24 protein-coding genes and 1 pseudogene are annotated in these 26,453 nt (G+C 70.6%); 6 read left to right on the top strand and 19 right to left on the bottom strand.

Annotation, left to right across the window (positions count from 1 at the left end):
• Nucleotides 1-95: 95 nt before the first annotated feature.
• Nucleotides 96-1,262, bottom strand: a complete 1,167-nt coding sequence (locus tag PV682_RS38515) for an adenosine deaminase (RefSeq protein WP_319736796.1) — start codon at nt 1,260-1,262, stop codon at nt 96-98.
• A 113-nt stretch (nt 1,263-1,375) separates the two neighbouring features.
• Between PV682_RS38515 and PV682_RS38510 the strand changes: the two genes are divergently transcribed.
• Nucleotides 1,376-2,137 (top strand): alpha/beta fold hydrolase, encoded by a 762-nt coding sequence (locus tag PV682_RS38510; protein ID WP_319736794.1) that lies wholly within the window; start codon nt 1,376-1,378, stop codon nt 2,135-2,137.
• 4 nt (nt 2,138-2,141) lie between these two features.
• Here the strand turns inward: PV682_RS38510 and PV682_RS38505 are convergent, their stop codons facing one another.
• Nucleotides 2,142-3,092 (bottom strand): LysR family transcriptional regulator, encoded by a 951-nt coding sequence (locus tag PV682_RS38505; RefSeq protein WP_319736792.1) that lies wholly within the window; start codon nt 3,090-3,092, stop codon nt 2,142-2,144.
• 63 nt (nt 3,093-3,155) lie between these two features.
• Between PV682_RS38505 and PV682_RS38500 the strand changes: the two genes are divergently transcribed.
• Both PV682_RS38500 and PV682_RS38495 read left to right on the top strand, forming a co-directional pair.
• Complete coding sequence (locus tag PV682_RS38500; RefSeq protein WP_319736790.1) at nt 3,156-4,421, top strand: MFS transporter; 1,266 nt, start codon at nt 3,156-3,158, stop codon at nt 4,419-4,421.
• Between the two features lie 279 nt (nt 4,422-4,700).
• Complete coding sequence (locus tag PV682_RS38495) at nt 4,701-5,708, top strand: sigma-70 family RNA polymerase sigma factor (RefSeq protein ID WP_319736789.1); 1,008 nt, start codon at nt 4,701-4,703, stop codon at nt 5,706-5,708.
• On the opposite strand, the gene PV682_RS38490 is transcribed toward PV682_RS38495, so the two are convergent.
• Nucleotides 5,616-5,861, bottom strand: coding sequence for an STAS domain-containing protein (locus PV682_RS38490; RefSeq protein ID WP_319736787.1), 246 nt, complete (start codon nt 5,859-5,861; stop codon nt 5,616-5,618). The genes PV682_RS38495 and PV682_RS38490 overlap by 93 nt on opposite strands.
• A 120-nt stretch (nt 5,862-5,981) precedes the next feature.
• Complete coding sequence (locus PV682_RS38485; RefSeq protein WP_319736786.1) at nt 5,982-6,572, bottom strand: Uma2 family endonuclease; 591 nt, start codon at nt 6,570-6,572, stop codon at nt 5,982-5,984.
• Nucleotides 6,573-6,821: 249 nt separating this feature from the next.
• On the opposite strand from PV682_RS38485, the gene PV682_RS38480 reads away from it, so the two are divergent.
• Both PV682_RS38480 and PV682_RS38475 read left to right on the top strand, forming a co-directional pair.
• Nucleotides 6,822-7,727, top strand: a complete 906-nt coding sequence (locus tag PV682_RS38480; RefSeq protein WP_319736784.1) for a helix-turn-helix transcriptional regulator — start codon at nt 6,822-6,824, stop codon at nt 7,725-7,727.
• Complete coding sequence (locus PV682_RS38475) at nt 7,724-7,993, top strand: DUF397 domain-containing protein (protein ID WP_319736782.1); 270 nt, start codon at nt 7,724-7,726, stop codon at nt 7,991-7,993. Before PV682_RS38480 ends, PV682_RS38475 begins: the two co-directional genes overlap by 4 nt.
• A gap of 193 nt (nt 7,994-8,186) precedes the next feature.
• On the opposite strand, the pseudogene PV682_RS44460 reads toward PV682_RS38475, so the two are convergent.
• The 11 genes and pseudogenes from PV682_RS44460 to PV682_RS38420 all read right to left on the bottom strand — a co-directional run.
• Nucleotides 8,187-8,408 (bottom strand): annotated as a pseudogene (locus PV682_RS44460) (NUDIX domain-containing protein); the annotation flags it as partial.
• Between the two features lie 409 nt (nt 8,409-8,817).
• Nucleotides 8,818-10,101: a thymidine phosphorylase gene (locus tag PV682_RS38465; RefSeq protein ID WP_319736780.1), complete on the bottom strand. Its 1,284-nt coding sequence runs from the start codon at nt 10,099-10,101 to the stop codon at nt 8,818-8,820.
• Between the two features lie 59 nt (nt 10,102-10,160).
• Nucleotides 10,161-10,550 carry a cytidine deaminase gene (locus tag PV682_RS38460; RefSeq protein ID WP_319736778.1) on the bottom strand — a complete coding sequence of 130 codons (390 nt, stop codon included), beginning with the start codon at nt 10,548-10,550 and terminating at the stop codon, nt 10,161-10,163.
• The gene (locus PV682_RS38455; protein ID WP_319736776.1) at nt 10,547-11,809 is read right to left on the bottom strand and encodes an ABC transporter permease; all 1,263 of its coding nucleotides are present in this window, start codon (nt 11,807-11,809) and stop codon (nt 10,547-10,549) included. Before PV682_RS38455 ends, PV682_RS38460 begins: the two co-directional genes overlap by 4 nt.
• Nucleotides 11,809-12,930 carry an ABC transporter permease gene (locus PV682_RS38450; protein WP_055719728.1) on the bottom strand — a complete coding sequence of 374 codons (1,122 nt, stop codon included), beginning with the start codon at nt 12,928-12,930 and terminating at the stop codon, nt 11,809-11,811. The genes PV682_RS38455 and PV682_RS38450 overlap by 1 nt, the downstream gene beginning before the upstream one ends.
• Nucleotides 12,927-14,636, bottom strand: coding sequence for an ABC transporter ATP-binding protein (locus PV682_RS38445; protein ID WP_319736835.1), 1,710 nt, complete (start codon nt 14,634-14,636; stop codon nt 12,927-12,929). Before PV682_RS38445 ends, PV682_RS38450 begins: the two co-directional genes overlap by 4 nt.
• A 197-nt stretch (nt 14,637-14,833) precedes the next feature.
• On the bottom strand, nt 14,834-15,889 hold the full coding sequence (locus PV682_RS38440) for a BMP family lipoprotein (protein ID WP_319736774.1): 1,056 nt from the start codon (nt 15,887-15,889) through the stop codon (nt 14,834-14,836).
• 190 nt (nt 15,890-16,079) lie between these two features.
• Complete coding sequence (locus tag PV682_RS38435) at nt 16,080-17,156, bottom strand: BMP family lipoprotein (protein ID WP_319736771.1); 1,077 nt, start codon at nt 17,154-17,156, stop codon at nt 16,080-16,082.
• 282 nt (nt 17,157-17,438) lie between these two features.
• Nucleotides 17,439-18,860: an amidohydrolase gene (locus PV682_RS38430; protein ID WP_319736768.1), complete on the bottom strand. Its 1,422-nt coding sequence runs from the start codon at nt 18,858-18,860 to the stop codon at nt 17,439-17,441.
• Between the two features lie 203 nt (nt 18,861-19,063).
• Complete coding sequence (locus tag PV682_RS38425; RefSeq protein WP_319736766.1) at nt 19,064-20,587, bottom strand: MFS transporter; 1,524 nt, start codon at nt 20,585-20,587, stop codon at nt 19,064-19,066.
• Complete coding sequence (locus PV682_RS38420) at nt 20,584-21,192, bottom strand: helix-turn-helix domain-containing protein (protein ID WP_319736765.1); 609 nt, start codon at nt 21,190-21,192, stop codon at nt 20,584-20,586. Before PV682_RS38420 ends, PV682_RS38425 begins: the two co-directional genes overlap by 4 nt.
• A gap of 101 nt (nt 21,193-21,293) precedes the next feature.
• Between PV682_RS38420 and PV682_RS38415 the strand changes: the two genes are divergently transcribed.
• Nucleotides 21,294-21,944 (top strand): class I SAM-dependent DNA methyltransferase, encoded by a 651-nt coding sequence (locus PV682_RS38415; protein ID WP_319736762.1) that lies wholly within the window; start codon nt 21,294-21,296, stop codon nt 21,942-21,944.
• Between the two features lie 152 nt (nt 21,945-22,096).
• Here the strand turns inward: PV682_RS38415 and PV682_RS38410 are convergent, their stop codons facing one another.
• The 4 genes from PV682_RS38410 to PV682_RS38395 all read right to left on the bottom strand — a co-directional run bounded on the left by PV682_RS38410 (nt 22,097) and on the right by PV682_RS38395 (nt 26,452).
• Nucleotides 22,097-22,573, bottom strand: a complete 477-nt coding sequence (locus tag PV682_RS38410; RefSeq protein WP_319736761.1) for a MarR family winged helix-turn-helix transcriptional regulator — start codon at nt 22,571-22,573, stop codon at nt 22,097-22,099.
• Nucleotides 22,574-22,770: 197 nt separating this feature from the next.
• Nucleotides 22,771-23,841 (bottom strand): hypothetical protein, encoded by a 1,071-nt coding sequence (locus PV682_RS38405; RefSeq protein ID WP_319736832.1) that lies wholly within the window; start codon nt 23,839-23,841, stop codon nt 22,771-22,773.
• 437 nt (nt 23,842-24,278) lie between these two features.
• Complete coding sequence (locus PV682_RS38400) at nt 24,279-25,217, bottom strand: N-acetylneuraminate synthase family protein (protein ID WP_055719919.1); 939 nt, start codon at nt 25,215-25,217, stop codon at nt 24,279-24,281.
• A 14-nt stretch (nt 25,218-25,231) separates the two neighbouring features.
• The gene (locus PV682_RS38395) at nt 25,232-26,452 is read right to left on the bottom strand and encodes an acylneuraminate cytidylyltransferase (RefSeq protein ID WP_319736758.1); all 1,221 of its coding nucleotides are present in this window, start codon (nt 26,450-26,452) and stop codon (nt 25,232-25,234) included.
• Nucleotide 26,453: the final 1 nt, after the last annotated feature.

Here is a 26,453-nt window from a genome sequence, read left to right as displayed (position 1 = left end):
CCCCGACCGTAAACATGCCAAGGCGCCCACCGCAAACATCGAAATGCGGACGAGTGGTGAACACCCGTCCGCACCCCGGAGCCCCGAAGGCTCTGCTACCGACCCTGTCCGATGGAAGAACCGCTGGTGGAGGCCGTCTGCTGGAACAGCCATTCGGATTTCAGCTCGGCATACCCGGGCTTGATCACGTCATTGATCATGGCGAGTCGTTCATCGAAAGGAATGAACGCCGATTTCATAGCATTGACTGAGAACCACTGGAGGTCGTCGAGCGTATAACCGAACGCGTCGACCAGGTGCTCGAATTCCCGGCTCATGCTCGTCCCGGACATCAGGCGGTTGTCCGTGTTGACGGTGGCCCGGAAATGCAGCCGCCGCAGCAGTCCGATGGGGTGCTCGGCATAGGAGGCGGCGGCGCCGGTCTGGAGGTTGGAGCTGGGGCACAGCTCCAACGGGATCCGCTTGTCGCGGACGTACGCGGCGAGCCGGCCGAGGGTCACGCTCCCGTCGTCCGCGACCTCGATGTCGTCGATGATCCGCACGCCGTGGCCGAGCCGGTCGGCGCCGCACCACTGGAGGGCCTGCCAGATCGACGGCAGCCCGAATGCCTCGCCGGCGTGGATCGTGAAGTGGTTGTTCTCGCGCTTCAGGTACTCGAAGGCGTCGAGGTGCCGGGTCGGCGGGTGACCGGCCTCGGCGCCCGCGATGTCGAAGCCGACGACGCCCGAGTCGCGGTACGCGTTGGCGAGTTCGGCGATCTCCAGGGCGCGGGCGGCGTGCCGCATCGCGGTGAGGAGGGCGCCGACGCGGATGCGGTGGCCGTTCTCGCGGGCCCGGCGCTCGCCCTCGCGGAAGCCCTCGTCGACCGCCTCGACGACCTCTTCGAGGCTGAGCCCGCCGTCGAGGTGCTGCTCGGGGGCGTACCGCACCTCCGCGTAGACCACGCCGTCCTCGGCGAGGTCCTGCGCGCACTCGGCGGCGACCCTGACCAGCGCGTCGCGCGTCTGCATGACGCCGACGGTGTGCGAGAAGGTCTCCAGGTACCGCTCCAGCGAACCGGAGTCGGCGGCCTCACGGAACCAGACGCCGAGCTTGTCGGCGTCACTCTCAGGTAGCCCGGGGTACCCGTACTCGCGAGCTAGGTCGACGATCGTGCCGGGGCGCAGCCCGCCGTCGAGGTGGTCGTGCAGCAGAACCTTGGGCGCCCGGCGGATCTGGTCCGGTGTCGGGGTGACGCCCCTGGGGATGCTCTGGCTCGTCATCCCGGCACAGTAACTCCTACGCGCGTAGACGGCTCGGCTCAGCACACCGTCGATACGCAACGGTGACCGCCCGGACGGGTGGAGTACACCGGCGCTTCTGACACTGTTCTGCCATGGCACAGCATGTGACGCCGCTCCGAACCCCCCACCTGGGCAAGGCGATCGGCCCCGAGCCGGCCTCCGTCAGCGGAGCGGTCCTGCTCCTGCCCGCCGGCGAGGAGCTCTCCGAGCGCAAGCCGTCCCCCATGTGGGCGACGTCCTCCGTACGCGCCCTCGGCCGCCGCCTCGCCCGCGCGGGGCGCGCCGAGGGGCTCGCCGTCCACGCCGTCCACTACCGCTATCGCGGGTGGAACGGGACGGAGGCGCATCTCGCCGCGGACGCGCTCTGGGGGGCCGAGGAGGTCGTACGCCGCTACGGTGACGTTCCCGTCTGCCTCGCCGGGGTCGGGATGGGGGCGCGGGCCGCGCTGCGGGCCGCCGGGCACGATGCGGTCAACTCCGTTCTCGCGCTGGCCCCTTGGCTGCCGGAGGAGGATGTGGCTGCTCCCCCCGAGCCGGTCAAGCAGCTTGTCGGGCGGCGGGTGTTGATCGTCCACGGCACCAACGACGAGCGTACGGACCCGGAGTTGTCGTTCCGGCTCGCCGCTCGCGCGAAGAAGGCGAACCGGGACGTGTGCCGGTTCGAAGTGCACTCCGACGGGCACGGGTTGAGTCAGTACCGGGGTGAAGTGCAGGCGCTGGCCGAGGACTTCGTGATGGGGACGCTGTTCGGGAAGGTGTTCGCCCGGCCGTTGGAGGACGCGCTTGCTGCGCCGCCGCCGCTGGGGTTGAGGATGCCGCTTGCTGTGGGGTTCGGGGCGTCGTTGCGGAAGTAGGCAGTCAGGTAAGGAGGTTGCCCCTCCTCGACAAGAGAAACTTCTTGAATGCCGCCACCGGGGGCGTGTCCGGGTGGCCGTCCAGCCAGGCCACCCCGATTTCCCGCACCGCCCTCGGTGACGTCACCGTCAACTCCGCTACCCCCGGCCTGCGTACGGCCGGGGGCGGCAGCAGGGCCACGCCAAGTCCCGCCGCCACCAAGCCCCGTAGCGTCTCCGCCTCCTCCCCCTCGAAGGCGATCCTCGGTCGGAAGCCCGCCTGTTGGCACAGGTCGTCCGTGATGCGGCGTAGGCCGTAGCCCGGTTCGAGGGTTACGAACGTCTCGTCGGCCGCCTCGGAGAGCCGTACACGCTTGCGGACCGCCAGCCGGTGGTCCGCCGGGACCACCAGGCGGAGTTTCTGTTCGTCCAGGCGACGGGCCACCAAGTCCGGCGCGTCCGGCACCGGGGAGGTCAGGCAGAGGTCCAACTCCCCTGCCCGCAAACGCTCGATCATCGCCTCGCCGTAGTTCTGGACAAGGCTGAACCGCACGCGGGGATGGTCGGCGCGGAAGGCGTGGATGAGCGCCGGTACGGTCTCCGCGCCCATCGTGTGCAGAAATCCGAACGCCACCTTGCCGGTTGCCGCGTCCGCGTCGGCCCGTACCGCGTCGGCGGCCTTCCGGATCTCCCCCAACGCCCGTTCCACGGAGGCGAGAAAGGTCCGTCCGGCGGGGGTCAGCGAGACCGTACGGCCCCGGCGCGCGAACAGGTCCACCCCGAGGTCCCGCTCCAGCCGGACCATCGCCCGCGACAGCGTCGACTGCGGGACCCGCAACTCCTGAGCGGCCCGGGTCACGTGCTCCGTACGGGCCACCCCGGCGAAGTACGCGAGCCTCGGGGCGAGCAGCGCCGTCATGTCTTCCGTGTCACCGGACGGTGACAGATTCCCCTGTGACCTCGGTTGATGCACCATGGGAACGATTATGGCGAGTCCGTGCATTGGACGCATCAACGCAGGTCGGCCTACCGTCGGTGTATGCCTTCCGCCAGTACCGAGGCGCCCGCCACCACGGGCGCCCGCGCAGCCGTCCCCGCTCCCGACACCCGTATGCACCCCGGCTCCGGCGACTACCGCCGGATGAGCTTCGCGCTGTTCCTCGCGGGCGTCGCGACCTTCGCGCTGCTGTACTCCACGCAGGCTCTACTCCCCCTGATCTCCAGCGAGTTCGGCGTCGCGGCCGGCGAGGCGAGCTGGACCGTGGCCGCCGCGACCGGCGGACTCGCCCTGTTCGTCCTGCCGATGAGCGCGCTGTCCGAGCGGTACGGGCGCCGTACGGTCATGACGGTGTCGCTCGCGGTCGCGGTGACCGTCGGGCTGCTCGTGCCGTTCGCGCCGTCGCTCGGCGCGCTGGTGGTGCTGCGGGGTGTGCAGGGGGCCGCGCTGGCCGGGCTGCCCGCGTCCGCGACCGCGTACCTCGCGGAGGAGGTCCGGCCGAAGGCGCTGGTCACGGCCATCGGGCTGTTCGTCGCGGGCAACAGCGTCGGCGGGATGAGCGGGCGTGTCATCACCGGGTGGGTCGCGCAGGAGTGGGGCTGGCGGGTCGCCGTAGGGGTGATCGGGGGGCTCGCGGTGGTGTGCGCGGTCGCGTTCCGCGCGCTGCTGCCCGCGCCGCGCCACTTCACGCCGGGGTCGCTGCGGCCCCGGGTGCTGCTGGGCACCGTACGGGGTCACCTGGCTAACCCCCTCCTCCGCAGGTTGTACGCCATCGGTGCGCTCTTCATGACCGTCTTCGGTGGGGTGTACACGGTGATCGGGTACCGGCTCACCGAGGGGCCGTTCTCGCTGCCCCAGGGCATCGTCGGGTCCATCTTCCTCGTGTACCTCGTGGGTACGGTGTCGGCGTCCACCACCGGGCGGCTGGTCGGACGCGTCGGGCGCCGGGGAGCCCTGTACCTCTCCGGGGGTACGACGGCTACGGGGCTGCTGCTCTCCCTCGCCGGGTCGCTGCCGCTCGTGCTGCTCGGGCTGGTCCTCATCACCGCCGGGTTCTTCGCGGGGCACGCGGTGGCGTCGTCGTCGGTGAGCAAGACGGCGACGAGTGGGCGGGCGCAGGCGTCCGCGCTGTACCAGTCGGCGTACTACATCGGGTCGAGCGCCGGGTCGACGGTCGGGGCCATCGCCTTCCACGCCGGTGGGTGGGGCGGGACCGTCGCGGTGGGGCTGCTGGCGGTGGCCGGGGTCGTGGCGATCACGGTGGCGGGGACGCGGGCGGCGCGGCGGGAGGTCGTGGCGGCGGCCTGAGGTCGTGGCGGCGGCCTGAGGTCGCCGGGAGGGCCGGTCCCGTCGGGGCCGGCCTTTCGTGTACGGCGTCGGCGGGCCGTGTTCTCGTCCGCGGGGCGCGTGAGGTCCCCGTTGCCGGTGGTGTCCGGTGGTGTCGCGTGTTGTCATGGCCTCGCCTCTGATGCGCTGACCTGCGGATTTGTCAAGTCCAGGGGCCATTGTCAGTGGGGTGCGGTAGCTTCCGAGGTGGTGGACGCGACGGCGCGTGACACGAAGGCCACAGGGGTGGGTGGACGAGGAATGAGTGACGGTACGACGGCGGTGGCGGACCTCGATGTGCGGCTGGAGAAGCACCGCGTCGAGCTGACCGGGTACTGCTACCGCATGCTGGGCTCGACGTTCGAGGCGGAGGACGCCGTCCAGGACACGCTGGTGCGGGCCTGGCGGAACTACGAGAAGTTCGAGGGCCGGTCCAGCCTGCGCTCGTGGCTGTACCGGATCGCGACGAACGTGTGCCTGGACATGCTGAACGCGGGCAACAAGCGCGCCCGGCCGATCGACCTCAGCGAGGCGACGCCCCTCGCGCAGGCGGCGCTCTCCCCGCGCCCCGAGAACACCTGGCTCGAACCGATCCCGGACGCGCGAGCGCTCCCCACCGTCGAGGACCCGGCGGAGGCCGCTGTGGCCAAGGAGTCCATCCGGCTGGCGTTCATGGCTGCGCTCCAGCAGCTGCCGCCCAAGCAGCGGGCCGTCCTCATCCTCCGCGAGGTCCTCGCGTGGAAGGCCAGCGAGGTCGCGGAGCTGCTCGACACGTCCGTCGCGTCGGTGAACAGCGCCCTCCAGCGCGCCCGCGCGACCCTCGCCGAGCAGCCCGAGGACAAGGGCGCCGCCGCCGACGTCTTCAACTCCCTCGACGAGGAGCAGAAGAAGCTCCTTGAGCGGTACGTCGCGGCCTTCGAGGGCTACGACATGACCGCGCTCACCGCGCTCCTCCACGAGGACGCGATCATGACGATGCCGCCGTTCGACCTGTGGCTCACCGGCCACGCGGACATCACCGGCTTCATGACGACCATCGGCAAGGGCTGCGAGAACTCCCGCCTCTTCCCCGTACAGGTCAACGGGCTGCCCGGCTTCGCGCACTACAAGCCGGACCCGGAGAAGGGCGGCTGGTCGCCCTGGTCCATCCAGGTCCTGGAGATCTCGGACGGCCGCCTAACCGGTTTCCACTTCTACCTCGACACCCCCCGCTGGTTCCCCCTCTTCGGGTTCCCCCTCCACCTCAAGGACGAGACCGACCAGCCCTAGCAGCGCGAGCAGCGCCGGGCCGGGGTCCCTGAGCCGTATCCGCCCCCCGGCCCGTTTCGCCGCGAGCTGCAACCGGGCGACAAGGTTGACGTCCCCCAGCCCCGGCGGCCCGAGCCCGCCCACATCGACGACGACCACCTTCTCAACAGCCACGGCCAACAACCTCCGCACCTCGTCGGAGAGCCCCTCCACCACATCCGGGGTGAAGGGGCTACGCGGGATGACTACGGGGAGTCCTTCAGGGTCCACGAGGGGTAGACCCCGGCCGGCGGCTCAACTCATCGGTACGGGGAGATTCGACGTGCCGAGGGTGAGGTTGAAAGGCGCGGGAAGATCGACGGGCTCCCCGAAGGGCCGGGCACCGAGCATCCGGTAAACCCCGTCACGCGGCTCCCCGTACAGGGTGACCGTCGGCCCTCCGGGAGCCACCCCGTCGACGAGCAGATAGAGGGGAACCCCGGCCTCGGCGTACCCGGCAGCCTTCCGACCTCGGTCGTTCTCCCCGGTGACCGTCGAGGTGACCTCCCCGACGAGCAGAGCGGCGGCGGCCGGCACGAAGGGAACGTCCCCTTCCGGCACAGCACCCCGTGGCACTACGGCGATGTCGGGGACGTACAGCTCAAGCCGGGACGGCACCGCCAGACCAAGATGGTGGACAACCCTCCACTCCGGGTCGGTCCCCTGACAGAGAAGCCGGAACACGTCGGACACGGTCGTCTGGTGCCGGAGGTTCTGCACCGGCGTCACGGTGATCACCCCGCCGACGATCTCCACCTTGCATCCCTTGGGCGCCTCGGTCCGCTCCCAGATCCAGACCAGCTCGTCCCACTCGCTGTCGGTCCGGATGTAATCGCCTTCACTCATGGGCTCATTGAACACACAGCATGAGAGGGGATCGTCAAGTTGCCTGTGAGGGTGGTGTGTTGTGCGAGCTTCGCGAGGGTGACGGGTTTCGGGATCTCGACCGTGTCGGGCTCGCCGGTGGCGTACCGTCACGATTGGTGACGCACCGACGCCGGTCGGTTCTGTACGCGTGGGTGTCGGCCCCTGTACGAGCCGTGCGGCGTGACCGCGTTCCCCTGCGGGGCGTTGGTCCGGAGAGGTGGTGATCCTATGAAGGAAGTGGCCCGGGACAGCGGGGAGTTCGAGGGTGAGGGCGCGTTGTTGGCGTTCGGCGACAACTGGGACGACGAGGACGCCGGTCCTGAGCCTGCGGACGAGGCCAGCAAGGGGCTCGTCATCGCGTTCGGGCAGACCCTGAAGAAAGTGCGGGAGCGGGAGGGAGTTGACCGTCCGACCCTCGGTAAGGCGATCGGGTACTCGCCTGCGACGGTCGCCTCGTACGAGCAGGGTCGGCGGATTCCGAGCGGCCCGACCATCGACAAGGCGGACAACTTCCTCCACGCGAACGGGTTGTTGAGCGTGTGGAAGGAGCAGATGGAGCACGCCCAGTACCCGGCGTTCTTCCAGGGCATGGCCGCGCTGGAGAAAAAGGCGGTCGAACTGCTCACGTACGACACGTACGTCCTCAAAGGTCTGCTCCAGACCGAGGAGTACATGCGGGCACTACTGGCAATGCGGCGTCCACTCCTCGACCACGACATCGTCGAGCAGAGGGTGTCGGCACGGTTGGCCCGGCAGGCCATCTTCGACCGCCACCCCATGCCGATGCTCAGCTTCGTGATCGACGAGTCGGTTCTCGGGCGGCCGTACGGCGGGAAGGACGTCCTGCGCAGGCAGTTGGAGCACCTGCTGATGCTCGGCCAGAAGCCGAACGTCGACATTCAGATCATGCCGCACGACCGCGAGGAACACGCGGGCGTGGACGGGCCGTTCACGATCGCCATCCGCAGGGACGGCAAACGGTTCGTGTACACGGAAGCTCAGGGAAGCAGCACCCTCCAGACCGATCCGGAGCGGACAACTCTTGCCACTACCCGCTATGGGATCATCCGATCGCAGGCTCTCCCTCCACGGGAGTCGATGAAACAGATCGAAGGAGTGCTGGGATCGCTATGAACAACGCCGAGTCCTCGACCACCATTTCCGGTCTCGCCTGGTTCAAGAGCAGCCACAGCGGCGCCGAGGGCGGCGATTGCGTCGAGGTCGCCTGGCGCAAGAGCAGCTACAGCGGCGCCGAAGGCGGCCAGTGCGTCGAGGTCTCGGCCCGCACCGCAACCGTCCACGTCCGCGACTCCAAAGACACCAGCCTCCCCCACCTCTCCGTCTCCCGCGACGCCTGGTGTGGGTTCGTCGAGCTGGCCTCCGCCGAGCCGCGCGTCTGACGGTCGTACTCCCGCGCAACCCCCGTCCGCCCGGCGGGGGTTCGCGTGTCAGCCGACGGGATACCCGTCGCGTAGATACACCGGCCGTCCTTCTTCCAGCGCGCGCACCGCCTGTGTCAGCCGCCGCATCCGGCCCCGCAGCCGCCGCGAGATCCACGAACCTGGCCTCTGACAGCTCCTCGTCCTGAGGGTGCGGCGGCTCGGCGGCGTCGATCACCCCGCCGTCGAAGACGAACGCGATCTGGTCGTCCCACGGCCCGTGCGGTGCCACCCAGTCGACGACCAGGAGCCCGCGTACGGCCACCTCCAGGCCCAGTTCCTCGCGCAGCTCCCGTACCACCGTCTCCTCCGGCGGCTCGTTCGCCTCGGCCATGCCGCCCGGCAGGTCCCATCCCGGCTTGTAGGTGGGGTTCACCAGCAGCACTCGCCCGTCCGCATCCCGGAGCAACACGTCCGCCGCCACCCGCTTGCGCGGCTACGTGGCGTTGCCCTCGGCGAGGTACGCGTTCCGGGCGTCGGGGTCGGCGGGGGTGGGCGCGGGCTTCGGCGTCATCGGCAGGAGTCTCCCTGAGGTGGGATGAGATCCGCGAGCGGCAGCATCCTGGCCCTGCGCGCGTCGCCGACCCGTACCGGCCCGTAGCTCGTGTGCGGCTTCAGAAGTTCCCGTAAGCCGTCGAGCTTCTGGACAACGCGGACTGAGCCGAGGGTGGGGCTGGTGGCGACCTACTGGATCGGCGCCGGCCCGGTCCTGCGCTGGGAACATCGCGTCGCGTGAAAACCCCCGCCCTTACCAAGGACGGGGGTCTCAGGTGGGCGACGCAGGATCAGGCGATGCGTTCCAGCACCACCGGGGACGGCTTGAAGTCCGTGCCCGGGGCCGCGATGTCGTAGGAGCCCTCCACGGCCTCCAGCGCGTACGCGAAGCGGTCCGGGGTGTCTGTGTGGAGGGTCAGGAGGGGCTGGCCGGCGGTCACCGTGTCGCCCGGCTTCGCGTGGAGTTCGATGCCCGCGCCCGCCTGGACCGGGTCCTCCTTGCGGGCGCGGCCCGCGCCGAGGCGCCAGGCGGCGAGGCCGATGTCGTAGGCGTCGAGGCGGGTGAGGACGCCCGAGGAGGCGGCCGTGATCACGTGGTGCTCGCGGGCCACGGGGAGCGCCGCGTCCGGGTCGCCGCCCTGGGCGGAGATCATCCGGCGCCAGACGTCCATCGCCGAGCCGTCGGCCAGGGCCTTCGCCGGGTCGGCGTCGCGGACGCCTGCCGCGTCGAGCATTTCGCGGGCCAGGGCGATGGTCAGTTCGACGACGTCGGAGGGGCCGCCGCCCGCCAGGACCTCCACCGACTCGCGGACTTCGAGGGCGTTGCCCGCCGTGAGGCCGAGCGGCGTGGACATGTCCGTCAGGAGCGCGACCGTCTTGACGCCGTGGTCCGTGCCGAGGCCCACCATCGTGGACGCCAGCTCGCGGGCGTCGTCCAGCGTCTTCATGAAGGCGCCCGTGCCCACCTTCACGTCCAGGACCAGCGAACCCGTGCCCTCAGCGATCTTCTTCGACATGATCGAGGAGGCGATCAGGGGGATGGCCTCGACCGTGCCGGTGACGTCCCGGAGGGCGTACAGCTTCTTGTCGGCGGGGGCCAGGCCGTCGCCCGCCGCGCAGATGACCGCGCCCACCCCGTCAAGAACCGACAGCATCTCCTCGTTCGAGAGCAGCGCGCGCCAGCCCGGGATGGACTCCAGCTTGTCCAGCGTGCCGCCCGTGTGGCCGAGGCCCCGGCCGGAGAGCTGGGGGACGGCCGCGCCGCACGCCGCGACCAGAGGGGCCAGCGGGAGGGTGATCTTGTCGCCGACGCCGCCCGTGGAGTGCTTGTCGGCGGTCGGGCGGGAGAGGGACGAGAAGTTCATGCGCTCGCCGGACGCGATCATCGCCGCCGTCCAGCGCGCGATCTCGCGGCGGTTCATGCCGTTGAGGAGGATGGCCATGGCGAGCGAGGACATCTGCTCGTCGGCGACCTCGCCACGGGTGTACGCGTCGATGACCCAGTCGATCTGCTCGTCGGTGAGTTCGGCGCGGTCCCGCTTGGTGCGGATGACGGAGATGGCGTCCATGGCCATGGGTGGGTGCCTTTCAGACAGCGGCCCCTCCCGATCAACCGGGAGGGGCCGCAAGGGAGTTACTTGGTGAGGTGCCCCGGCCCGAAGGCCTGGGGGAGCATCTCGGAGAGGGGGAGGATCCCCTCGGGGGTCTCCAGGAGGAGATCCGGACCCCCGTGCTCGTACAGGAGCTGGCGGCAGCGTCCGCAGGGGACCAGTACGTCGCCGTTGCCGTCGACGCACGTGAAGTGGGTCAGCCGGCCGCCCCCGGTGCGGTGCAGCTCGGACACCAGCCCGCACTCCGCGCACAGGCCGATGCCGTACGACGCGTTCTCGACGTTGCAGCCGGAGACGGTGCGGCCGTCGTCGACCAACGCCGCTACGCCGACGGGGTAGTTCGAGTACGGCGCGTACGCGCGCGTCATCGCCTCGTGCGCGACCGCCCTCAACTCCGCCCAGTCGACCGTCACTTGCCCTGCCCCTTCCGGTACGGCAGCCCGTCGGCCTTCGGCATCCGCAGGCGCTGCGCGGAGAAGGAGAGGACGAGGAGGGTGACCAAGTAGGGCGCGGCGGTGACGAGTTGGCGCGGGACCTCGTCCGTGTTGGCGTACCAGATGAACATCACGACGGAGATGACCAGGGAGATCGCCGCCGAGACGTACTTCTTCCTCCAGACCTGGTACGCCGCAGCCGCGACCAGCACCAGCGCGAGCAGCAGGAGCAGCGCGTGCACGTTGGTCGTGCCGCCCCGGAGGTTGAGGCTGTCGGTGTAGCCGAAGAGGCCCGCGCCCAGGGCGAGTCCGCCCGGCATCCAGTTGCCGAAGATCATGGCCGCGAGGCCGATGTAGCCGCGCCCGGCGGTCTGGCCGTCGAGGTAGACGTTCGACGCGACGATGGAGAGGAACGCTCCACCGAGGCCCGCGAAACCACCCGAAATGATGACCGCGAGGTACTTGTACTTGTAGACGTTGACGCCGAGGGACTCCGCCGCGACCGGGTTCTCACCGCAGGACCGCAGCCGCAGCCCGAACGCCGTGCGCCACAGCACCCACCAGGTCAGCGGGACGAGCGCGACGGCGACGACGGTCAGCGGGGACAGGTTCGTGACGAGACCGCCGACCAGGCCCGCGATGTCGGAGATCAGGAACCAGTGCTTGCCGTTGAGGGTCTCCAGCCAGCTGGAGAGGCCCGGGATGTCGAAGTTGCCGAGCGAGTCGATCGGCGGGGACTGCTTGGAGGAGCCCTGCGGCGCGCCCTCGAAGGTGAACTTCGAGAGGTAGCGGGTGAGGCCGAGGGCGAGGATGTTGAGGGCCACACCGGAGACGATGTGGTTGACGTTGAAGGTGACGGTGGCGATCGCGTGCAGGACGGCGCCGAGCGCGCCGCCGAGGATGCCGAAGACGACACCCGTCCACGGACCCCACTGGTACCCGGCCCAGGCGCCGAACCAGGTGCCGAGGATCATCATGCCTTCGAGGCCGATGTTGACGACGCCCGCGCGCTCGGCCCACAGGCCGCCGAGCCCGGCGAGCCCGATCGGCACGGCGAGGCGCAGGGCCGTGGACATCTGGCCGGTGGAGGTGATGCCGTCGGCGCCGGAGATCAGGCGCACGACCGAGGTCAGGACCAGCACGCCCGCGATGATCAGCAGGAGTACGGGGAGGGAGAGCTTGCGGCTGCCCTTGCCGGGCTGCTTCGCCTGGGGCTTGGCGACGGTCGCGGTGGCCATCAGACCGCCACCTCCTTCTTGACGTTCTGAGCGGCTTCGGCGGCGAGCTGCGCGCCGACCTGCTTCTGCTGGCGGCGCAGACCCCACTGCCGTACGGCCTCGTAGCTGATGACGACGGCGAAGACGATCAGGCCCTGCATGATCGTGGCGATCTCCTTCTCGTACGCCACCGGCATGGCGTAGTCGAGCGCGGGGGACGCCTTGTCGAGGAAGGCCCACAGCAGCGCGGCGAGCGCGATGCCGCCGGGGTTGTTGCGGCCGAGGAGGGCGATGCCGATGGCGGTGAAGCCGAGGCCCGCCGGGAAGCTCAGGCTGTAGGTGTGCGCGTCGCCGAGCAGGAGCGGGAGGCCGGAGATGCCGGCGACCGCGCCGGAGACCAGCATCGCGGTGACGACCATCTTCTTCGCGTCGACGCCGGACGCGGCGGCGGCCGTCTCGGACTCGCCGGTCGCGCGCAGGTCGAAGCCGAAGCGGGTGCGGTTGAGGACGACCCAGTACGCGATGCCGAGCGCGACGGCGAGGAAGACCAGGCCGTAGATCTCGCCGACGTCCGCGCCGAGGTTGATGCCGGGCATCCAGCCGGAGTCCTTCATGATCCCGGTCGTGACGTTGTCGCCGACCAGGACGCCGAAGTTGTCGCGCAGGGTGAGGTAGCCGATGAGGCTGGTCGCGATCGAGTTCAGCATGATCGTCGCGACGACCTCGGAGACGCCCCGGGTGACCTTCAGGACGCCCGCGATACCGGCCCACATCGCGCCGGTCAGCGCGCCGACCAGGAGCAGCAGGGGGATCTGGAGGAACCCGGGCAGCGCGACGTGCGCGCCGACGATCGCGGTGACCAGCGCGCCGAGGCGGTACTGGCCGTCGACGCCGATGTTGAACAGGTTCATCCGGAAGCCGAGGGCTACCGCCAGCGCCGCGATGTAGTACATCGACGCCTGGTTGATGATCAGGACCTGGATGTCGGAGTAGGGGATCTGCTCCAGCATCAGCCGGTACGGCTCGATCGGGTTCTTGCCGGAGGCGAGCAGCACGACCGAGGTCAGCAGGATCGCCGCGACGAGCGCGATGACCGGGCCGGCCACCGCGAGGAGCACGCGCTCCTTGTCGAACTTCTTCATCGGGCGTCGCGCTCCCCTTCGGTGCGAGTGCCTTCGGCGGATTCGGCAGGCTCGGCAGATTCGGAAGTTTCGGAATCTTCTGAAACTTCGGTGACTTCGGTGACTTCGGAGTCTTCCGCGTGTTCCAGGTGTCCGCTGGCGGCGCCCGTCATCGCCGACCCCAGCTCCTCCGGCGTGATCGTCGCCGGGTCCGCGTCGGCGACCAGCTTGCCGTCGTAGATGACGCGGAGGGTGTCGGAGAGGCCGATCAGCTCGTCGAGGTCGGCGGAGATCAGCAGGACGGCGAGGCCCTCGCGGCGGGCCTCGCGGATGCGGTCCCAGATCTGGGCCTGCGCGCCGACGTCCACGCCGCGCGTCGGGTGCGCGGCGATGAGGAACTTCGGGTCGTGGCTCATCTCGCGGCCGACGATCAGCTTCTGCTGGTTGCCGCCGGAGAGAGAGGCCGCCGTGACGTCGATGCCGGGCGTACGGACGTCGTACTCCTCGACGATCCGGCGCGTGTCGGCCTGGGCGCCCTTGGGGTCGAGCCAGAAGCCCTTCGCGTTGGGCTTCTCGGTGACGTGGCCGAGGATGCGGTTCTCCCAGAGCGGGGACTCCAGGAGGAGCCCCTGGCGGTGCCGGTCCTCGGGGATGTAGCCGACGCCGGACTCGCGGCGCTTGCGGGTCGGCCAGGGGGTGATGTCCTCGCCGAGGAAGGCGATCGTCCCGGAGTCGGCGTTCTTCGTGCCGATCAGGGCGTCGATCAGCTCGGTCTGGCCGTTGCCCTCGACGCCGGCGATGCCCATGACCTCGCCGGCGTGGATGGTGAAGGAGACGCCGTCCAGGACCTTCTTGACCTCGCCGGCGGGCTGGCCCTCGACGCCGAGGGAGGCGCCGCCGGCGGCGTACACGGTGAGGCCCTCGACCGTGATGACCGCGCGGTCGGTGACCGTGGACTCCGAGGTCTCCGGCGTGGGGAGTTCGCTGCCGACCATCAGCTCGGCGAGCTGGCGGGGGGTCGTCTCGGAGGGGATCGCCGTGCCGACCGTCGTACCGCGCCGGATGACGGTGATGTCGTCCGCGACGGAGAGGACCTCGCCGAGCTTGTGGCTGATGAAGATGACCGAGAGGCCCTCGGACTTCAGCTCGCGGAGGTTGCCGAAGAGGGCGTCGACCTCCTGGGGTACGAGGACGGCGGTCGGCTCGTCGAGGATCAGGGTGCGGGCGCCGCGGAAGAGGACCTTGAGGATCTCGACGCGCTGGCGTTCGGCGACGCCGAGGTCCTCGACGAGGGCGTCGGGGCGCACGCCGAGGCCGTAGCGGTCGGAGATCTCGCGGATCTTCTTGCGGGCGCCGGCGCCGATCCCGTACAGCTTCTCGCTGCCGAGGACGACGTTCTCCAGGACGGTGAGGTTGTCGGCCAGCATGAAGTGCTGGTGGACCATGCCGATGCCGCGCGCGATGGCGTCACCGGGGCTCGCGAAGGCGACCTGCTCGCCGTCGACCGTGATCGTGCCCTCGTCCGGCTTCTGCATGCCGTAGAGGATCTTCATGAGGGTCGACTTGCCGGCGCCGTTCTCGCCGACGAGCGCGTGCACGGTGCCGGTGCGGACGGTCAGGTGGATGTCGTGGTTGGCGACGACACCGGGGAAGCGTTTGGTGATGCCCGCCAGCTCCACCGCGGTCGTCTGCTCTGCGGTGAGCGGAGGGCTGCTGGACGCGTCGATGGCGCACTCTCCTTGAGAAAGGGGCCATCTACGCGCGTAGCGCCCCTACTTTAAATAGAGCCCGGACCGCGATCGAATCTTTTCGGCCTCGATCCGTTCCGAGCATTGTGCCGCGCGAACGGGGCACGGAGAGGCGATCCTCCACGTACCCCGTTCCTGGGCGGTAACGGTGTCATTACGACAGCCGAGCCTCAGGGTCAGACGGTCGTCTTGACCTTGATCGTGCCCGCCTTGATGCCCTCTTCCGCCTTCTTCACCGCGTCCTGGATCGCCGTGTCGGAGGCGAACTTCGGGTTCGAGTTCGACAGGGACACGCCGCCGTTGGACAGGGAGCCGCGGACCTCTCCGGACTGCGGCTTGCCGTCGTGGACGGACTTGGCGAGGTCGTAGACGGCGCCCTCGACGTTCTTCATGGCCGACGTGAGGATGTACGCCTTGTACGCGGCCAGCGCCTTCTGGTTGTACTGGTCGGAGTCGACGCCGATGGCCCAGATCTTCTTCGCGGCGGCGGCCTTGATGACGCCCTGGCCGGAGAGGCCGGCGGCGGCGTAGATGACGTCGGCGCCCGCGTCGATCTGGCCGTCGGCGGCGGACTCGCCCTTGTCGGGGCTGGAGAAGCCGCCCTCGGCCGCCGTCTCGGTCAGGTACTGCGACTTGACCTTGACGCTCTTGTCGGTGTCCGTGACGCCCTGCCGGAAGCCCGCCTCGAACTTCTGGATCAGCGGCACGTTGACGCCGCCGACGAAGCCGACGGTCTTGGTCTTGGTGGCCTTCGCGGCGGCGACGCCCGCGAGGTAGGACGCCTGCTCCTCGTGGAAGACGAGGTCGGCGACGTTCGCGGCCTTGATCGTGTTGTCGTCGACGATGCCGAAGGTGGTCTTCGGGTACTTCGCGGCGACGTCCTTGACGGCGGGCGCGTACGCGTAGCCGACGCCGATGACGGGGTTGTAACCCTGCTTGGCGAGGCTCTCCAGGCGCTGCACCTTGTCCGCGTCGGACTCGCCGTCCTGCGGCTCGACCGCGTTGGACTTGTAGCCGAACTCCTTGTCGGCCTTCTCCAGACCGGCGGTCGCGGCGTCGTTGAAGGACTGGTCGCCCTTGCCGCCGACGTCGTACGCGAGCGCGAGGCCCAGGTTCTTCTTCTCACCGGCCGACGACGAGGACGACGTCGAGGAGGATCCGCAGGCGGACACGGTCACGGCGAGAGCCGCGGTACAGACACCCGCGAGGGTGAGACGGGAAACCCGGCGCATGGTGCGAGACTCCTTTGTGCAGGCGCCCTATACCAGGCGCTGGTTCCGCGGCAGCGTAACGCGCGTAGACCGGCAGGAAAAACCCTTCTGTCCGCTCCGTTACCGACCTGTGGCCACATTCGTGTTTCAGATTACGGACAGCAATACGCCCCTCGCTTCACGCGAGGGGCGTACGGGTGAAAGCGGAAGATCACTTCGTGGTCTTGACCGTCACCTTGCCGTCGATGATGTCCTTCTTGGCCTTGTCCACGGCCGCGACGACATCCGTCATCGCCTTGTACTTCGGGTTGGTGTCGGAGAACCCGACGCCGTCGTTGGACAGCGACCCGCGCACCACGCCGGTCAGCGGCTTGCCGTCCACGACCGACTTGACCAGGTCGTACACCGCGCCGCCGACGTTCTTCGTCGCCGAGCCGAGGATGTAGTCCTTGTACGCGGCCAGCGCCTTCTGGCTGTACTGGTCGGAGTCGACGCCGATCGCCCAGACCTTCTTCGCGGCGGCCTCGCTGATGATGCCCTGCCCGGACAGGCCCGCCGCGCCGTAGACGACGTCCGCACCCGCGTCGATCTGGCCGCTCGCGCCGGCCTTGCCCTTGTCGGGGCTGGAGAAGCCGCCCTCGGCGGGGGTCTCGGTCAGGTACTGCGACTCGATCTTGATGCTCTTGTCGACGGACTGGACGCCCTGCACGAAGCCCGCCTCGAACTTCTGGATCAGCGGGATGTTCACGCCGCCGATGAAGCCGACGTGCTTCTTCTTCGTGGCCTTGGCGGCGGCGACGCCCGCGAGGTAGGAACCCTGCTCCTCGTGGAAGACCATGTCGGCGACGTTGGCGCCCTTGACCGTCTCGTCGTCGATGATCCCGAAGGTGGTGTTCGGGAACTTCGCGGAGACCTCCTTGACGGCGGGCGCGTAGATGTAGCCGACTCCGATCACCGGGTTGTAGCCGGCCTGCGCGAGCTGGGTGAGGCGCTGGACCTTGTCCGCGTCCGACTCGCCGTCCTGCGGCTCGACGTCCCGGCCGGGGATCTTGAACTCGGCCATCGCCTTCTCCATACCGGCGTACGCGGCGTCGTTGAAGGACTGGTCGCCCTTGCCGCCGATGTCGTACGCGAGGCCGATCCCCTTGCCGGAGTAGCCGCTTGATCCGCTGGACCCGGACGACGACGGCTTCGTGCTCGAACTGCTGGTCTCACCGCAGCCGGCCGCGGCGAGCGTGACGACCGCGATCGCGGCGGCGACTCTCACGCTCCTGGACAACTGACGCATGGCAAGCACCCCTTACTTCCCCACGGCGCCGCGTGCGGCCCGTTTTCCCCATGGCGGAGCCCTCCGCGAAGGCTCCCCCAACAAGCCGTTCTCGGTGGCGATTTCGGGCACCGTAACGCGCGTAGAAGGGCAGGGGAACAGGGTTTCTCCCTGCCGTTACCGATTCGTGCCGGTGCCGCGTTACGACCGCGCACGCGGGGTTACACGAGGGTGACGCGATACGACGAAGGGGTGCTTTCCGGCGATTCCGGCGCACCCCTTCTGCCTTGCACGGAAAGGCGGTTACGCCGTCCTGGTCGCCGCGTCCAGCAGCGCGGCGGCGGTGAACAGCTCGACGCCGACCGTGATCGCGTGCTCGTCCGCGTCGAAGTTCCCCTGGTGCAGGTCCCGGACGGTCCGCTCGCCCGGCGTCCGGACCCCCAACCTCGCCATCGCGCCCGGGACTTGCTCCAGGTACCAGGAGAAGTCCTCGCCGCCCAGGCTCTGTTCGGTGCCCTCCACCGAGCCCGCGCCGCGCCGCGCGGTCATCGCGTCCCTCAACAGGCCGGTGACCTCGGGGTCGTTGACGACCGGGGGGACGCCGCGGACGTAGTTGATCTCCGACTTCGCGTGGTGCATGTTCGCCACCTCGTCGATCGCCGCGACGACGATGTCCGGGGCCGCGCGCCACGCCTCGATGTCGAGGCAGCGGACCGTGCCCGACAGTTCCGCGTGCTGCGGGATCACGTTCGGGGCGTGCCCGCACTCGATGCGGCCCCAGGTGACGGCGAGCCCCGCGCGGGTGTCGACCCGGCGTCCGACCAGGGCGGGTACGTCGACGACGACGCGGGCCGCCGCCGTGACCAGGTCCGTGGTGAGGTGCGGGCGGGCCGTGTGGCCGCCGGGGCCGTCCAGGGCGATTTCGAGGCGGTCGCAGGCGGAGGTGATCGCGCCCTCGCGCAGGCCGATCTTCCCCGCGTCGACCCGGGGGTCGCAGTGCACGGCGATGATCCTGCCGACGCCGTCCAGCACGCCGTCCTCGATCGCGTCCGCCGCGCCGCCGGGGAGGATCTCCTCCGCCGGCTGGAAGATCAGCCGCACCGGACGCGGGAGCCTGCCCTGCCGGTGCAGCTCCGCCAGGACCAGGCCGGCGCCGAGGACGACGGTCGTGTGGACGTCGTGGCCGCAGGCGTGGGCCCGGTCGGGGACGGTGGATCTGTAGGCGCAGGTGGCTTTGGTGTCGGGGATGGGGAGGGCGTCGATGTCTGCGCGGAGAGCGAAGATGCCGGGGGTTTTCACGCCGGACGGTGCCGGAGTGGCGGGGGCCCGCACGCCGGGGGCGGCCGGAGTGGCGGTTGCCGGAGCCTTCGTGCCGGGGGCGGTAAGGGGGGTAGCCGTAGCGCCGGGGGCGGTAAGGGGGGTGGCCGTAGCGCCGGGGGCGCTCTGCGTGCTCGCGGCTCCCGCCCCCGCTCTGCCGCCCGGACCGTCCCCTTCCACGCCGATGTCACACACGAGTCCGGTCCCCCCCGACAGGACGCGCGGCTTCAGGCCCGCCTTCTCCAGGCGGGCCTTGATCGCGGCCGTCGTGCGGAACTCCTGGTTGCCGAGTTCGGGGTGCATGTGGACGTCGCGGCGGAAGGCGACGAGTTCGGCGAAGAGGGCCTCCGGAAGGACGCCGGGGAGCTGGGTTCCTCCGGCGGGGTCGGCCTCGGACTCTCGGGACATCAGTTGCTTCACCCTCTGAAGGGTAGGACGCCGAGGTGGTCAACTGACCCGCGATCCACAAAACTTCAGCCCGTCAGGCGAAGAAAAGTGGCCGCGCGGCGCATGGCTGGCAGGGCGGATGGGTAAACTCGCCCGCTCGTGCGAGGGGTACCGCAAGGGGCGTTCCGCAAACCCGTCCGGGGTTTCCCGGGCCCCCACCCTTATCACGAGAGATCGACGGCGCGCGGTTCCTGTCCATCTGGTGAAACCGGTTGCCCGGACGTCACTTTGCGTAGCGGCCGGGCCCAGAGCAGGGTCACCGCGAGAACGGCCCCGAGAGGAACCAGCCAGGGCAGAGCCCCGTCCGTGGCGAGCGGCCCGATGATCAACCCCGTTGTGCCGGACGCGAGTTGGAGCGCCAGCGACTGCACGGACAGCGCCGTGGCCCGCCGGTCGTCGGGGACGCGGTGGTGCAGCAGCTCGTTGAGGTTGGGATTGAGGACACCGAGAGTGACGTAGAACACGACGTACCCCACGACACCGGCCGGCTCCCCACCGGCCGCGAGCAGCCCCAGCGCCCCCGCGACGACCCCCGTACCCACCACGACGGCCCGCCGCCCGCCGCCCAGCAGGGGCGCGGCCTGACTCCCCCCGGCGGAACACAGGAACCCGACGGTCGCGAGCCCGGCGTACCCGACGGCACCGGACTCGGCACCCCCGGTGAACGCGGCGACCCGCCCCGGCGTGAGCAGCTCGACGACGGCGAGCGCGCTGCCCGCCGCGGCGGCGCTGAGCATCACACGCCGGACGACGCCGTCACGGACGGCGAGGCGCAGGCCGTCGCGGACGGTGGCGGGTATGTCGCGCAGGACGCCGCCGAGCGTGAGCCGGCGGCGGTCGCTCGTCGCCCGCCCGAGGTGCGCACGCCGTCGGCGCAGGACGCCGCCGAGGGCCGGCCGGCGCGGGGGCGGCCCGCCCGGAACGTTCTCGACGCCCGCACCGGCAGGCTCACGCCGGAAGCCTTCGGGAAACCCCCGGGGACGAGGACGCCCACCCGGAACGCCCCCGACATCCCCGAGGTGCGCCCCGGGAGCCGGCGGCTCGCCCGGGACGCTTCCGGGAGTCTCCCGGTGCCCAGGCGGTTCCCGCAGCGCCAGCAGGGAGTGCGCGGTCAGGGCCAGTGCGCACACCGCCGCGAGCAGCATCGGCGCCGACAGGGGGACGACGGCTCCCCCGGTCGCCGTGCGCAGTTCGCCGGCGTACCCGCCGAGGGCCCACGGCAGCGCTCCCCCGGCGACCGTCCCCACGGCCAGCGCGACGGACGACGCGGTCGCGCCCCGCGCGAGGCCGGTGCGCAGGTCGGCGGACGGGCCCTGAGAGGCGCGGACGGAGTCGACGTACCAGGCTTCCGCCGGCCCGCTGGAGAGGGCTCGCGCGGCGCCGAGCAGGCCCGTTCCGGTGCCGAGGAGTGCGGCCGTACCGCCGAGGCCGATCAGGAGGAACGCGGCGCACATGAGGAGGCCGGCGGCGGCCAGGACACCCCGGCGGCCGAGGACGTCGGAGAGGCCGCCGGTCGGCAGTTCGAGCGCGGCGGCGGTGAAGGAGTGCGCGGAGATGAGGGCGGCGACGGTGGCGGGGGTGAGGCCGCGCTCGGAGAGGAGGAGGACGAGGGGGGCGACGCCGAGGCCGACGGGGAACCAGTAGAGGGCGGTGTTGGTGACGTAGCGGCGGCGGACGGACGCGCTCACGCGTCGTCCCGTACGTCGTCCGCGTCCCCGCGCGGCAACCCCGCGAAGATCACGGCGACTTGGCGGGCCCGGGGGTCCAACGCGTCGCGGTTGCCGAGTTCTTCGAGCTTCGTCTCGAGCAACTCCGTGAGTTCCGCGAGGGATTCGGGGGTCAGCCGGGGCAGCGCGTCGGTGACGCCCGCGACCGCCGTCCACTCCTCGCCGAGGAGTCCTACGGCGACGTCACCCTCGTACCGGCGTGCCGCCGCCGCGAGGTGGTCCGCCTGGAGGCGCCGCGCGATACCGACGAACTCCTGGCCGACGGGGTCCTTCTCCATCGCCGCGTTGTCCCACGACGTCACCCGGTGGACGGCCTTCCAGCGGCGCTCGCGGCTGTCGCGGTGCTCGGCCTCCGTGATGAACGCGTACTTGGCGAGGACCCGCAGGTGGTAGCTGGCCGACGCGGAGGACTCCCCCGTCCGCGCGGCCAGCTCGCTCGCCGTCGCCGGGCCGAACTGGCGCAGGAGGCCGAGGAGTTGGATGCGCAGGGGGTGGGTGAGGGCCTTGAGCGCGGCGGCGTCGCGGGTGGGGTCGAGGACGCGGCCCTGACTGTCGTCACTGTCCATGGGAGGTGACGGTAGACGCTCACGGGACGTTTCCCAAAGAGTTTTTGCAAAAGTTCTTCGGGAGAACCGTTCCGTAAGGTCCGGCGGATACAGTCCCCCTTGTGACGGACGCGGACTTCATACACAACGCCCGGGACTCGTACGACAAGATCGCCGAGGACTACGCGGAGCAGTTCCCCAGCGGTCTCGGCGACCGGCCCGTGGACCGTGGACTCGTGGGCGCCTTCGCGGAGTTGGTGAAGGCGAGGGGGACGGAACCGGTCGCCGACCTCGGCAGCGGGCCCGGTTATGTGACGGCCCACCTGCGCGACCTCGGCCTCCAGGTCTTCGGCGTCGACCTCTCCCCCCGGATGGTGGCCCTCGCCCGCCAGGCCCACCCCGGGCTCCGCTTCCACGTCGGCTCGATGACCGCGCTGGACCTGCCGGACCAGACCCTCGGCGGCATCTTCTCCCTGTTCTCGGTCATCCACATCCCCGACTCCGAACTCCCGGCCCTGTGCAAGGAGTTCAGCCGCGTCCTGGTCCCCGGCGGGTACGTCCTGCTCTGTTTCCAGACCGACCGCACCACCACCCGCCTGCGCATCACCGAACGCTTCGGCCACGACATCACCCTCGACTACCACTGGCACGACCCCGCCCGCTTCACCCAACTCCTCGCGGAGGAGGGGCTCTTGGTCGAGGCTCACTGCATCCTGGAGCCACCGGAGGGCGCGAACAGGCCGCGGGCGATCCTGCTGGCGAGAAAGGGGTAGGGGTCAACATCCCTGTGTACGGGCCGAGTCGGCGCGCGAAGTGGTCGGCCGTGCGGCAGCGGACGCCGGCCTCTCACCCACCCGTCAGCCGCGCGGCACTGGACGCCGCTCACCCCCAAGCCCCCGTACCCACCGCCCCCTCCTCCCCGGCCTCACTCCGCCCCCGCCCTGAACTCCTCCGCCGCCCCCGGGATCACGATCGACCTGTCGCCCGCCGTCTCCAGCAGGGCCCGCAACCCCTCCACCAGCCCGGCCCGGACCCTCGGCGGTACCCCCTCGACCAGTTTCTCGACCTCGCGGCGGCGGTGGTCCAGGACCTGCCGCACGAGGTCCTCGCCGCGTCCGGTGAGGCGCAGGACGACCTCGCGGCGGCTGACCTCGCTGGCGCGGCGGTCGACGAGCCCCGCCTGTTCGAGCCGCATCACGGACCGCAGGGCGGTGGAGGAGTTCACGCCCAACACCTCGGCCAGCACGGCCAGTTTGACGGGACCGCACCCCTCCAGCGCGACCAGTGTCCGCAGTTGGGCCAGCGACAGGGACTCGTCGACCTCGGCGAGCGCCCGTGCCGAGATCCCCATGACCAGCCGGGACGCGGCCATCACGACGGACACGACGTCGTCGGACTCCACGTCGGACTCCGCTCGGGATTCCACGGGGGAGTCATCCACCGTTCCTCACCGCCCACCGCGGCGCGTTCTCGGCCATGCGCTCTCCACCCTCGTTCCCCGGCAGGACGTCCCTCACCGCAGCATCCACATCAGGGGCGTGGGCGCACAAGTCCGCGGGCGGGCGGATGGCATGTGTACGCCGGGGGATTGACGCCCAGTCAGATCACGCTCACCGACGCCAGCCGGTGTACGTCGCGTGCCGTGCCGGTCACCCCGGACAGGAAACCCTGGGCCCGGGGCGACGCGTTGGTCGTCAGCCACTCCGGGTCGATGTCGCAGACGGTGACGCGGACGCCCGTACCGACGAGGGCGATCGGCAGGGTGTGCACGACAGTTGAGGGGAAGCTCAGGATCGTACGGCCGATCGGGCCGCGCCGGGCGATGAGTTCGAGGGGGAGTTCGGGGCGGACGATCTCCAGTCCTGACTCGGTCTGGAGGCGGTGGAGCTTCTCCGTGGACTCCCGGCGGTGGGCGAAGTAACGGGTCACGCCGTGGGTCCTGGCCAGGTTCTGGACGGCCTCCAGATACCGCTCCTCGTCCACGACTCCCGTCTCCACGAGGGACGTTCCGACCATGTCGGCGCCCTTCGTGACGGTCGGCGGCCCGAAGCGGGCGCGGGTCCACGCGAACGCGTTCTCCGTGATCCGCACGCCCTCGGGCGCGTCCTCGATGGGCATCGCCGAGAACACTTCGACGTGCCGCCGCGCGGAGGGGGTGAGGCGGCGCCGGGCGGAGGAGGACACCGGCGCGAAGACGAGGTCGCGCGGACCGGGCCGGCCTCCCTTGCGGTGCCACCGCACGAGCCGTTCCCCCCGGGCGAGTTGCCCGACGAACTCCATCGTGGCGGTGCCGTCGTCGACGACGACGAGTTCGGGGGCCTTGGTGATGGTCAGCAGCAACTGCACGTACCGGGAGAAGGGATCCCCCATGACGACCCGCCGGGCCCCCCGCAGCAGCCGCGACAACCCCCCAACGGTCCGGAAGGGAGCGGCAGTTCCCCCACGCGCCTCCTCCCACCGCACCACATGCCCTTCCTCCCGGGCGAGTTCGGCCATCCGCCTCAACTGGCCCCGGGTCATGGGGTCGTTGGGCGCGAGCACGACGAGCACGAGCCCGCCTTCGACACCCTCCGCCGCACCGGAGCCCGGAGCGAGCCCCGAACCACCCCCGGAACCAGCCGAGTCGACCGCCCCGCCCCCAGCTCCCGGCCGTCCCCACAGCCCCGGCATCCCGCCGGACGGCTCACCGGAGCCGAAACCCGAGCCCGACGACGTGCCGGACCCCGAGCCCGAGCCCGACGACTCACCAGAACCCGAGCCGCGCCCAGGACCGAGCGGATCGGCCGGCTCGCCTCCCGCCCCGGCCCCCTCGCCCGACCAGCCACTCGGCCCGGGCGCCACGCCGGACGACTCGCCCGCGCCCGCCCCCCGGCCGCCCCGCTCGCCCCCGGGCTCCGTCCCCGGCACCCCCTCGGTGCCGGAAGCGGGGCCCGGGTGTGACGGTTCGCCCTGCTCCGCCCCCGGGCCACGGGCATGCGCCCACTCCAGGACGTTGAGCAGCTGCACGGGGCTCTCGACGAACGCGAGCGTCGTGGGCGTGGGCGTGTCGGCGCGCGGGGTCATCCTCGTACGGCCAATCCGTCGTAAGGCGTAGCGGGGCACAGGGGTCAGACGGTGAGGGGCTCGCCCGCGGCGTCCGCGATCTCGGCCTCGGCGATGACGCCGGTGACGCGGCGGAGCTTCTTCATGGGGCCGAGCTCGGAGTCGTAGACCTTCTTGACGCCGTCGCCGAGGGACTCCTCGATGGTGCGGATGTCGCGGACGAGGCGTGTGAGGCCGCCGGGCTCGACGGACGCGGCCTGGTCGGAGCCCCACATCGCGCGGTCGAGGGTGATGTGGCGCTCGACGAAGGTCGCGCCGAGGGCGACGGCGGCCAGCGTGGTCTGGAGGCCCGTCTCGTGGCCGGAGTAGCCGATCGGGACGTTGGGGTACTCGGCCTGGAGGGTGTTGATGACGCGCAGGTTCAGCTCCTCCGCCTTCGCCGGGTAGGTCGAAGTGGCGTGGCAGAGAAGGATGTTGTCCGAGCCGAGGACCTCGACGGCGTGCCGGATCTGCTTCGGGGTGGACATGCCGGTGGAGAGGATGACCGTACGGCCGGTGGAGCGCAGGGCGCGCAGCAGCTCGTCGTCCGTGAGGGACGCGCTCGCGACCTTGTGGGCGGGGACGTCGAACTTCTCCAGGAAGGCGACGGCCTCGGTGTCCCACGGGGACGCGAACCAGGCGATCCCCTTCTCCTTGCAGTAGTCGTCGATCTTGCGGTACTCGTCCTCGCCGAACTCGACGCGGTGGCGGTAGTCGATGTACGTCATCCGGCCCCAGGGGGTGTCCCGCTCGATGTCCCACTGGTCGCGCGGCGTGCAGATCTCGGGCGTGCGCTTCTGGAACTTGACGGCGTCGCAGCCGGCCTCGGCGGCGGCGTCGATCAGCTTGAACGCGTTGTCGAGCTCGCCGTTGTGGTTGATGCCGATCTCGCCGCAGATGTAGACGGGGCGGCCGGGGCCGGCCTCGCGCGAACCGAAGTGGCGGATACGGGAGTTGGTGCTCATGGCGGGGTGTTTCCTTACTGGGTGAGGGTGTCGAGCGAGGGTCCGAGGAGCCAGCCGGCGATCTCGCGGATCGCTCCGTCGCCGCCGGCTGTGGCGGTGACCGCGCGGGCGGCGCCCCGGACGACGTCGTGGGCGCTGGCCACTGCCACCGGCCAGCCGACGAGGGCGAAGCAGGGAAGGTCGTTGACGTCGTTGCCGGCGTAGAGGACGCGCTCGGGCGCGATGCCCTGTTCCTCGCACCACTGCTTGAGCGCGAGGTCCTTGCGGTCGATGCCGTGCAGGACGGGGATCCTGAGCTTGCGGGCCCGGGCGGCGACGACCGGGTTCTGCTCGGTGGAGAGGATGAGGAGCTTCTTGCCGCTGCGGCGCAGCGCGGCGATGCCGAGTCCGTCACCCCGGTGCACGGAGACGAACTCCCGGCCGTCCTGGTCGATCATGACCCGGTCGTCGGTCTGCGTCCCGTCGAAGTCGATGACGACAGCGTCGACTTCGGCGCCGGTCGGCAGGCCGCCGGCCCTCTCGGAGTCGAAGAGGGGCGCCAACGCCCGTGCGCGGGCGAGGTCGTGGGGGTCGTCGATCTCCAACACCCGGGCGGGGTCGGTGCGGACGAGTTCGGTGCGGCCGAAGAAGCGGTGGTTGTGGGTGCGGAACCCGGCGGCGTCCATCGCGTACGCGGCGCCGGTCTCCAGGAAGTCCTGCGGCCGGTCCTGGCGGCGGGGCCGGTACGCCTTGTCGTGGTTGACGCCCTGCCCGCCCTCGGTCTCCTCGCGCCACACGAACCCGTGGAACGCGGCGACCGTCACGGCGGTGTCGGCGCCCTTCTCGACGACGGCCGCGGCGACCCCTTCGACGTCCTCGCGGATCACGAACGGGCTGGTGCACTGCACGAGCAGCACGACGTCCACGGGCGCGCCGTGCGCCGCCTCGTGCGCGTCCATCGCGTGCAGGACGGCCGCCTCGGAGGTCGCGGTGTCCCCGGCGATGACGGCGGGCCGCAGCACGACCTCGGCCCCGGCCTCCCGCGCGGCGGCGGCGATGCTGTGGTCGTCGGTCGACACGACCACGTCCGTGACGAGCCGCGCGGCCAGGCACTCCCGTACCGCTCTCGCCACCAGCGGCACGCCCCCGACCGGCGCGAGGTTCTTCGCGGGAACGCCCTTGGAGCCACCCCGCGCGGGGATCACGGCAAGCACCCGGCGCGGCGAACCGCCTTGTGTGGCTTGCGAGTTGGACATG

This window comes from Streptomyces niveiscabiei, assembly GCF_033794345.1.
GTDB classification, from domain to species: Bacteria; Actinomycetota; Actinomycetes; order Streptomycetales; family Streptomycetaceae; genus Streptomyces; species Streptomyces niveiscabiei.
This window is presented reverse-complemented; position numbering and strand designations above follow the sequence as displayed.

What these genes read in the sequence shown, in the direction of transcription:
- PV682_RS38450 (WP_055719728.1), bottom strand. Translation starts at nt 12,930, where the DNA reads ATGAAGAAGTTCGACAAGGAGCGCGTGCTCCTCGCGGTGGCCGGCCCG.
- PV682_RS38400 (WP_055719919.1), bottom strand. Translation starts at nt 25,217, where the DNA reads ATGAGCACCAACTCCCGTATCCGCCACTTCGGTTCGCGCGAGGCCGGC.
- PV682_RS38420 (WP_319736765.1), bottom strand. Translation starts at nt 21,192, where the DNA reads ATGGACAGTGACGACAGTCAGGGCCGCGTCCTCGACCCCACCCGCGAC.
- PV682_RS38495 (WP_319736789.1), top strand. Translation starts at nt 4,701, where the DNA reads ATGAGTGACGGTACGACGGCGGTGGCGGACCTCGATGTGCGGCTGGAG.
- PV682_RS38455 (WP_319736776.1), bottom strand. Translation starts at nt 11,809, where the DNA reads ATGGCCACCGCGACCGTCGCCAAGCCCCAGGCGAAGCAGCCCGGCAAG.
- PV682_RS38440 (WP_319736774.1), bottom strand. Translation starts at nt 15,889, where the DNA reads ATGCGCCGGGTTTCCCGTCTCACCCTCGCGGGTGTCTGTACCGCGGCT.
- PV682_RS38475 (WP_319736782.1), top strand. Translation starts at nt 7,724, where the DNA reads ATGAACAACGCCGAGTCCTCGACCACCATTTCCGGTCTCGCCTGGTTC.
- PV682_RS38465 (WP_319736780.1), bottom strand. Translation starts at nt 10,101, where the DNA reads ATGGCCATGGACGCCATCTCCGTCATCCGCACCAAGCGGGACCGCGCC.
- PV682_RS38395 (WP_319736758.1), bottom strand. Translation starts at nt 26,452, where the DNA reads ATGTCCAACTCGCAAGCCACACAAGGCGGTTCGCCGCGCCGGGTGCTT.
- PV682_RS38510 (WP_319736794.1), top strand. Translation starts at nt 1,376, where the DNA reads ATGGCACAGCATGTGACGCCGCTCCGAACCCCCCACCTGGGCAAGGCG.
- PV682_RS38405 (WP_319736832.1), bottom strand. Translation starts at nt 23,841, where the DNA reads ATGCCGGGGCTGTGGGGACGGCCGGGAGCTGGGGGCGGGGCGGTCGAC.
- PV682_RS38480 (WP_319736784.1), top strand. Translation starts at nt 6,822, where the DNA reads ATGAAGGAAGTGGCCCGGGACAGCGGGGAGTTCGAGGGTGAGGGCGCG.
- PV682_RS38515 (WP_319736796.1), bottom strand. Translation starts at nt 1,262, where the DNA reads ATGACGAGCCAGAGCATCCCCAGGGGCGTCACCCCGACACCGGACCAG.
- PV682_RS38435 (WP_319736771.1), bottom strand. Translation starts at nt 17,156, where the DNA reads ATGCGTCAGTTGTCCAGGAGCGTGAGAGTCGCCGCCGCGATCGCGGTC.
- PV682_RS38500 (WP_319736790.1), top strand. Translation starts at nt 3,156, where the DNA reads ATGCCTTCCGCCAGTACCGAGGCGCCCGCCACCACGGGCGCCCGCGCA.
- PV682_RS38430 (WP_319736768.1), bottom strand. Translation starts at nt 18,860, where the DNA reads ATGTCCCGAGAGTCCGAGGCCGACCCCGCCGGAGGAACCCAGCTCCCC.
- PV682_RS38505 (WP_319736792.1), bottom strand. Translation starts at nt 3,092, where the DNA reads ATGGTGCATCAACCGAGGTCACAGGGGAATCTGTCACCGTCCGGTGAC.
- PV682_RS38485 (WP_319736786.1), bottom strand. Translation starts at nt 6,572, where the DNA reads ATGAGTGAAGGCGATTACATCCGGACCGACAGCGAGTGGGACGAGCTG.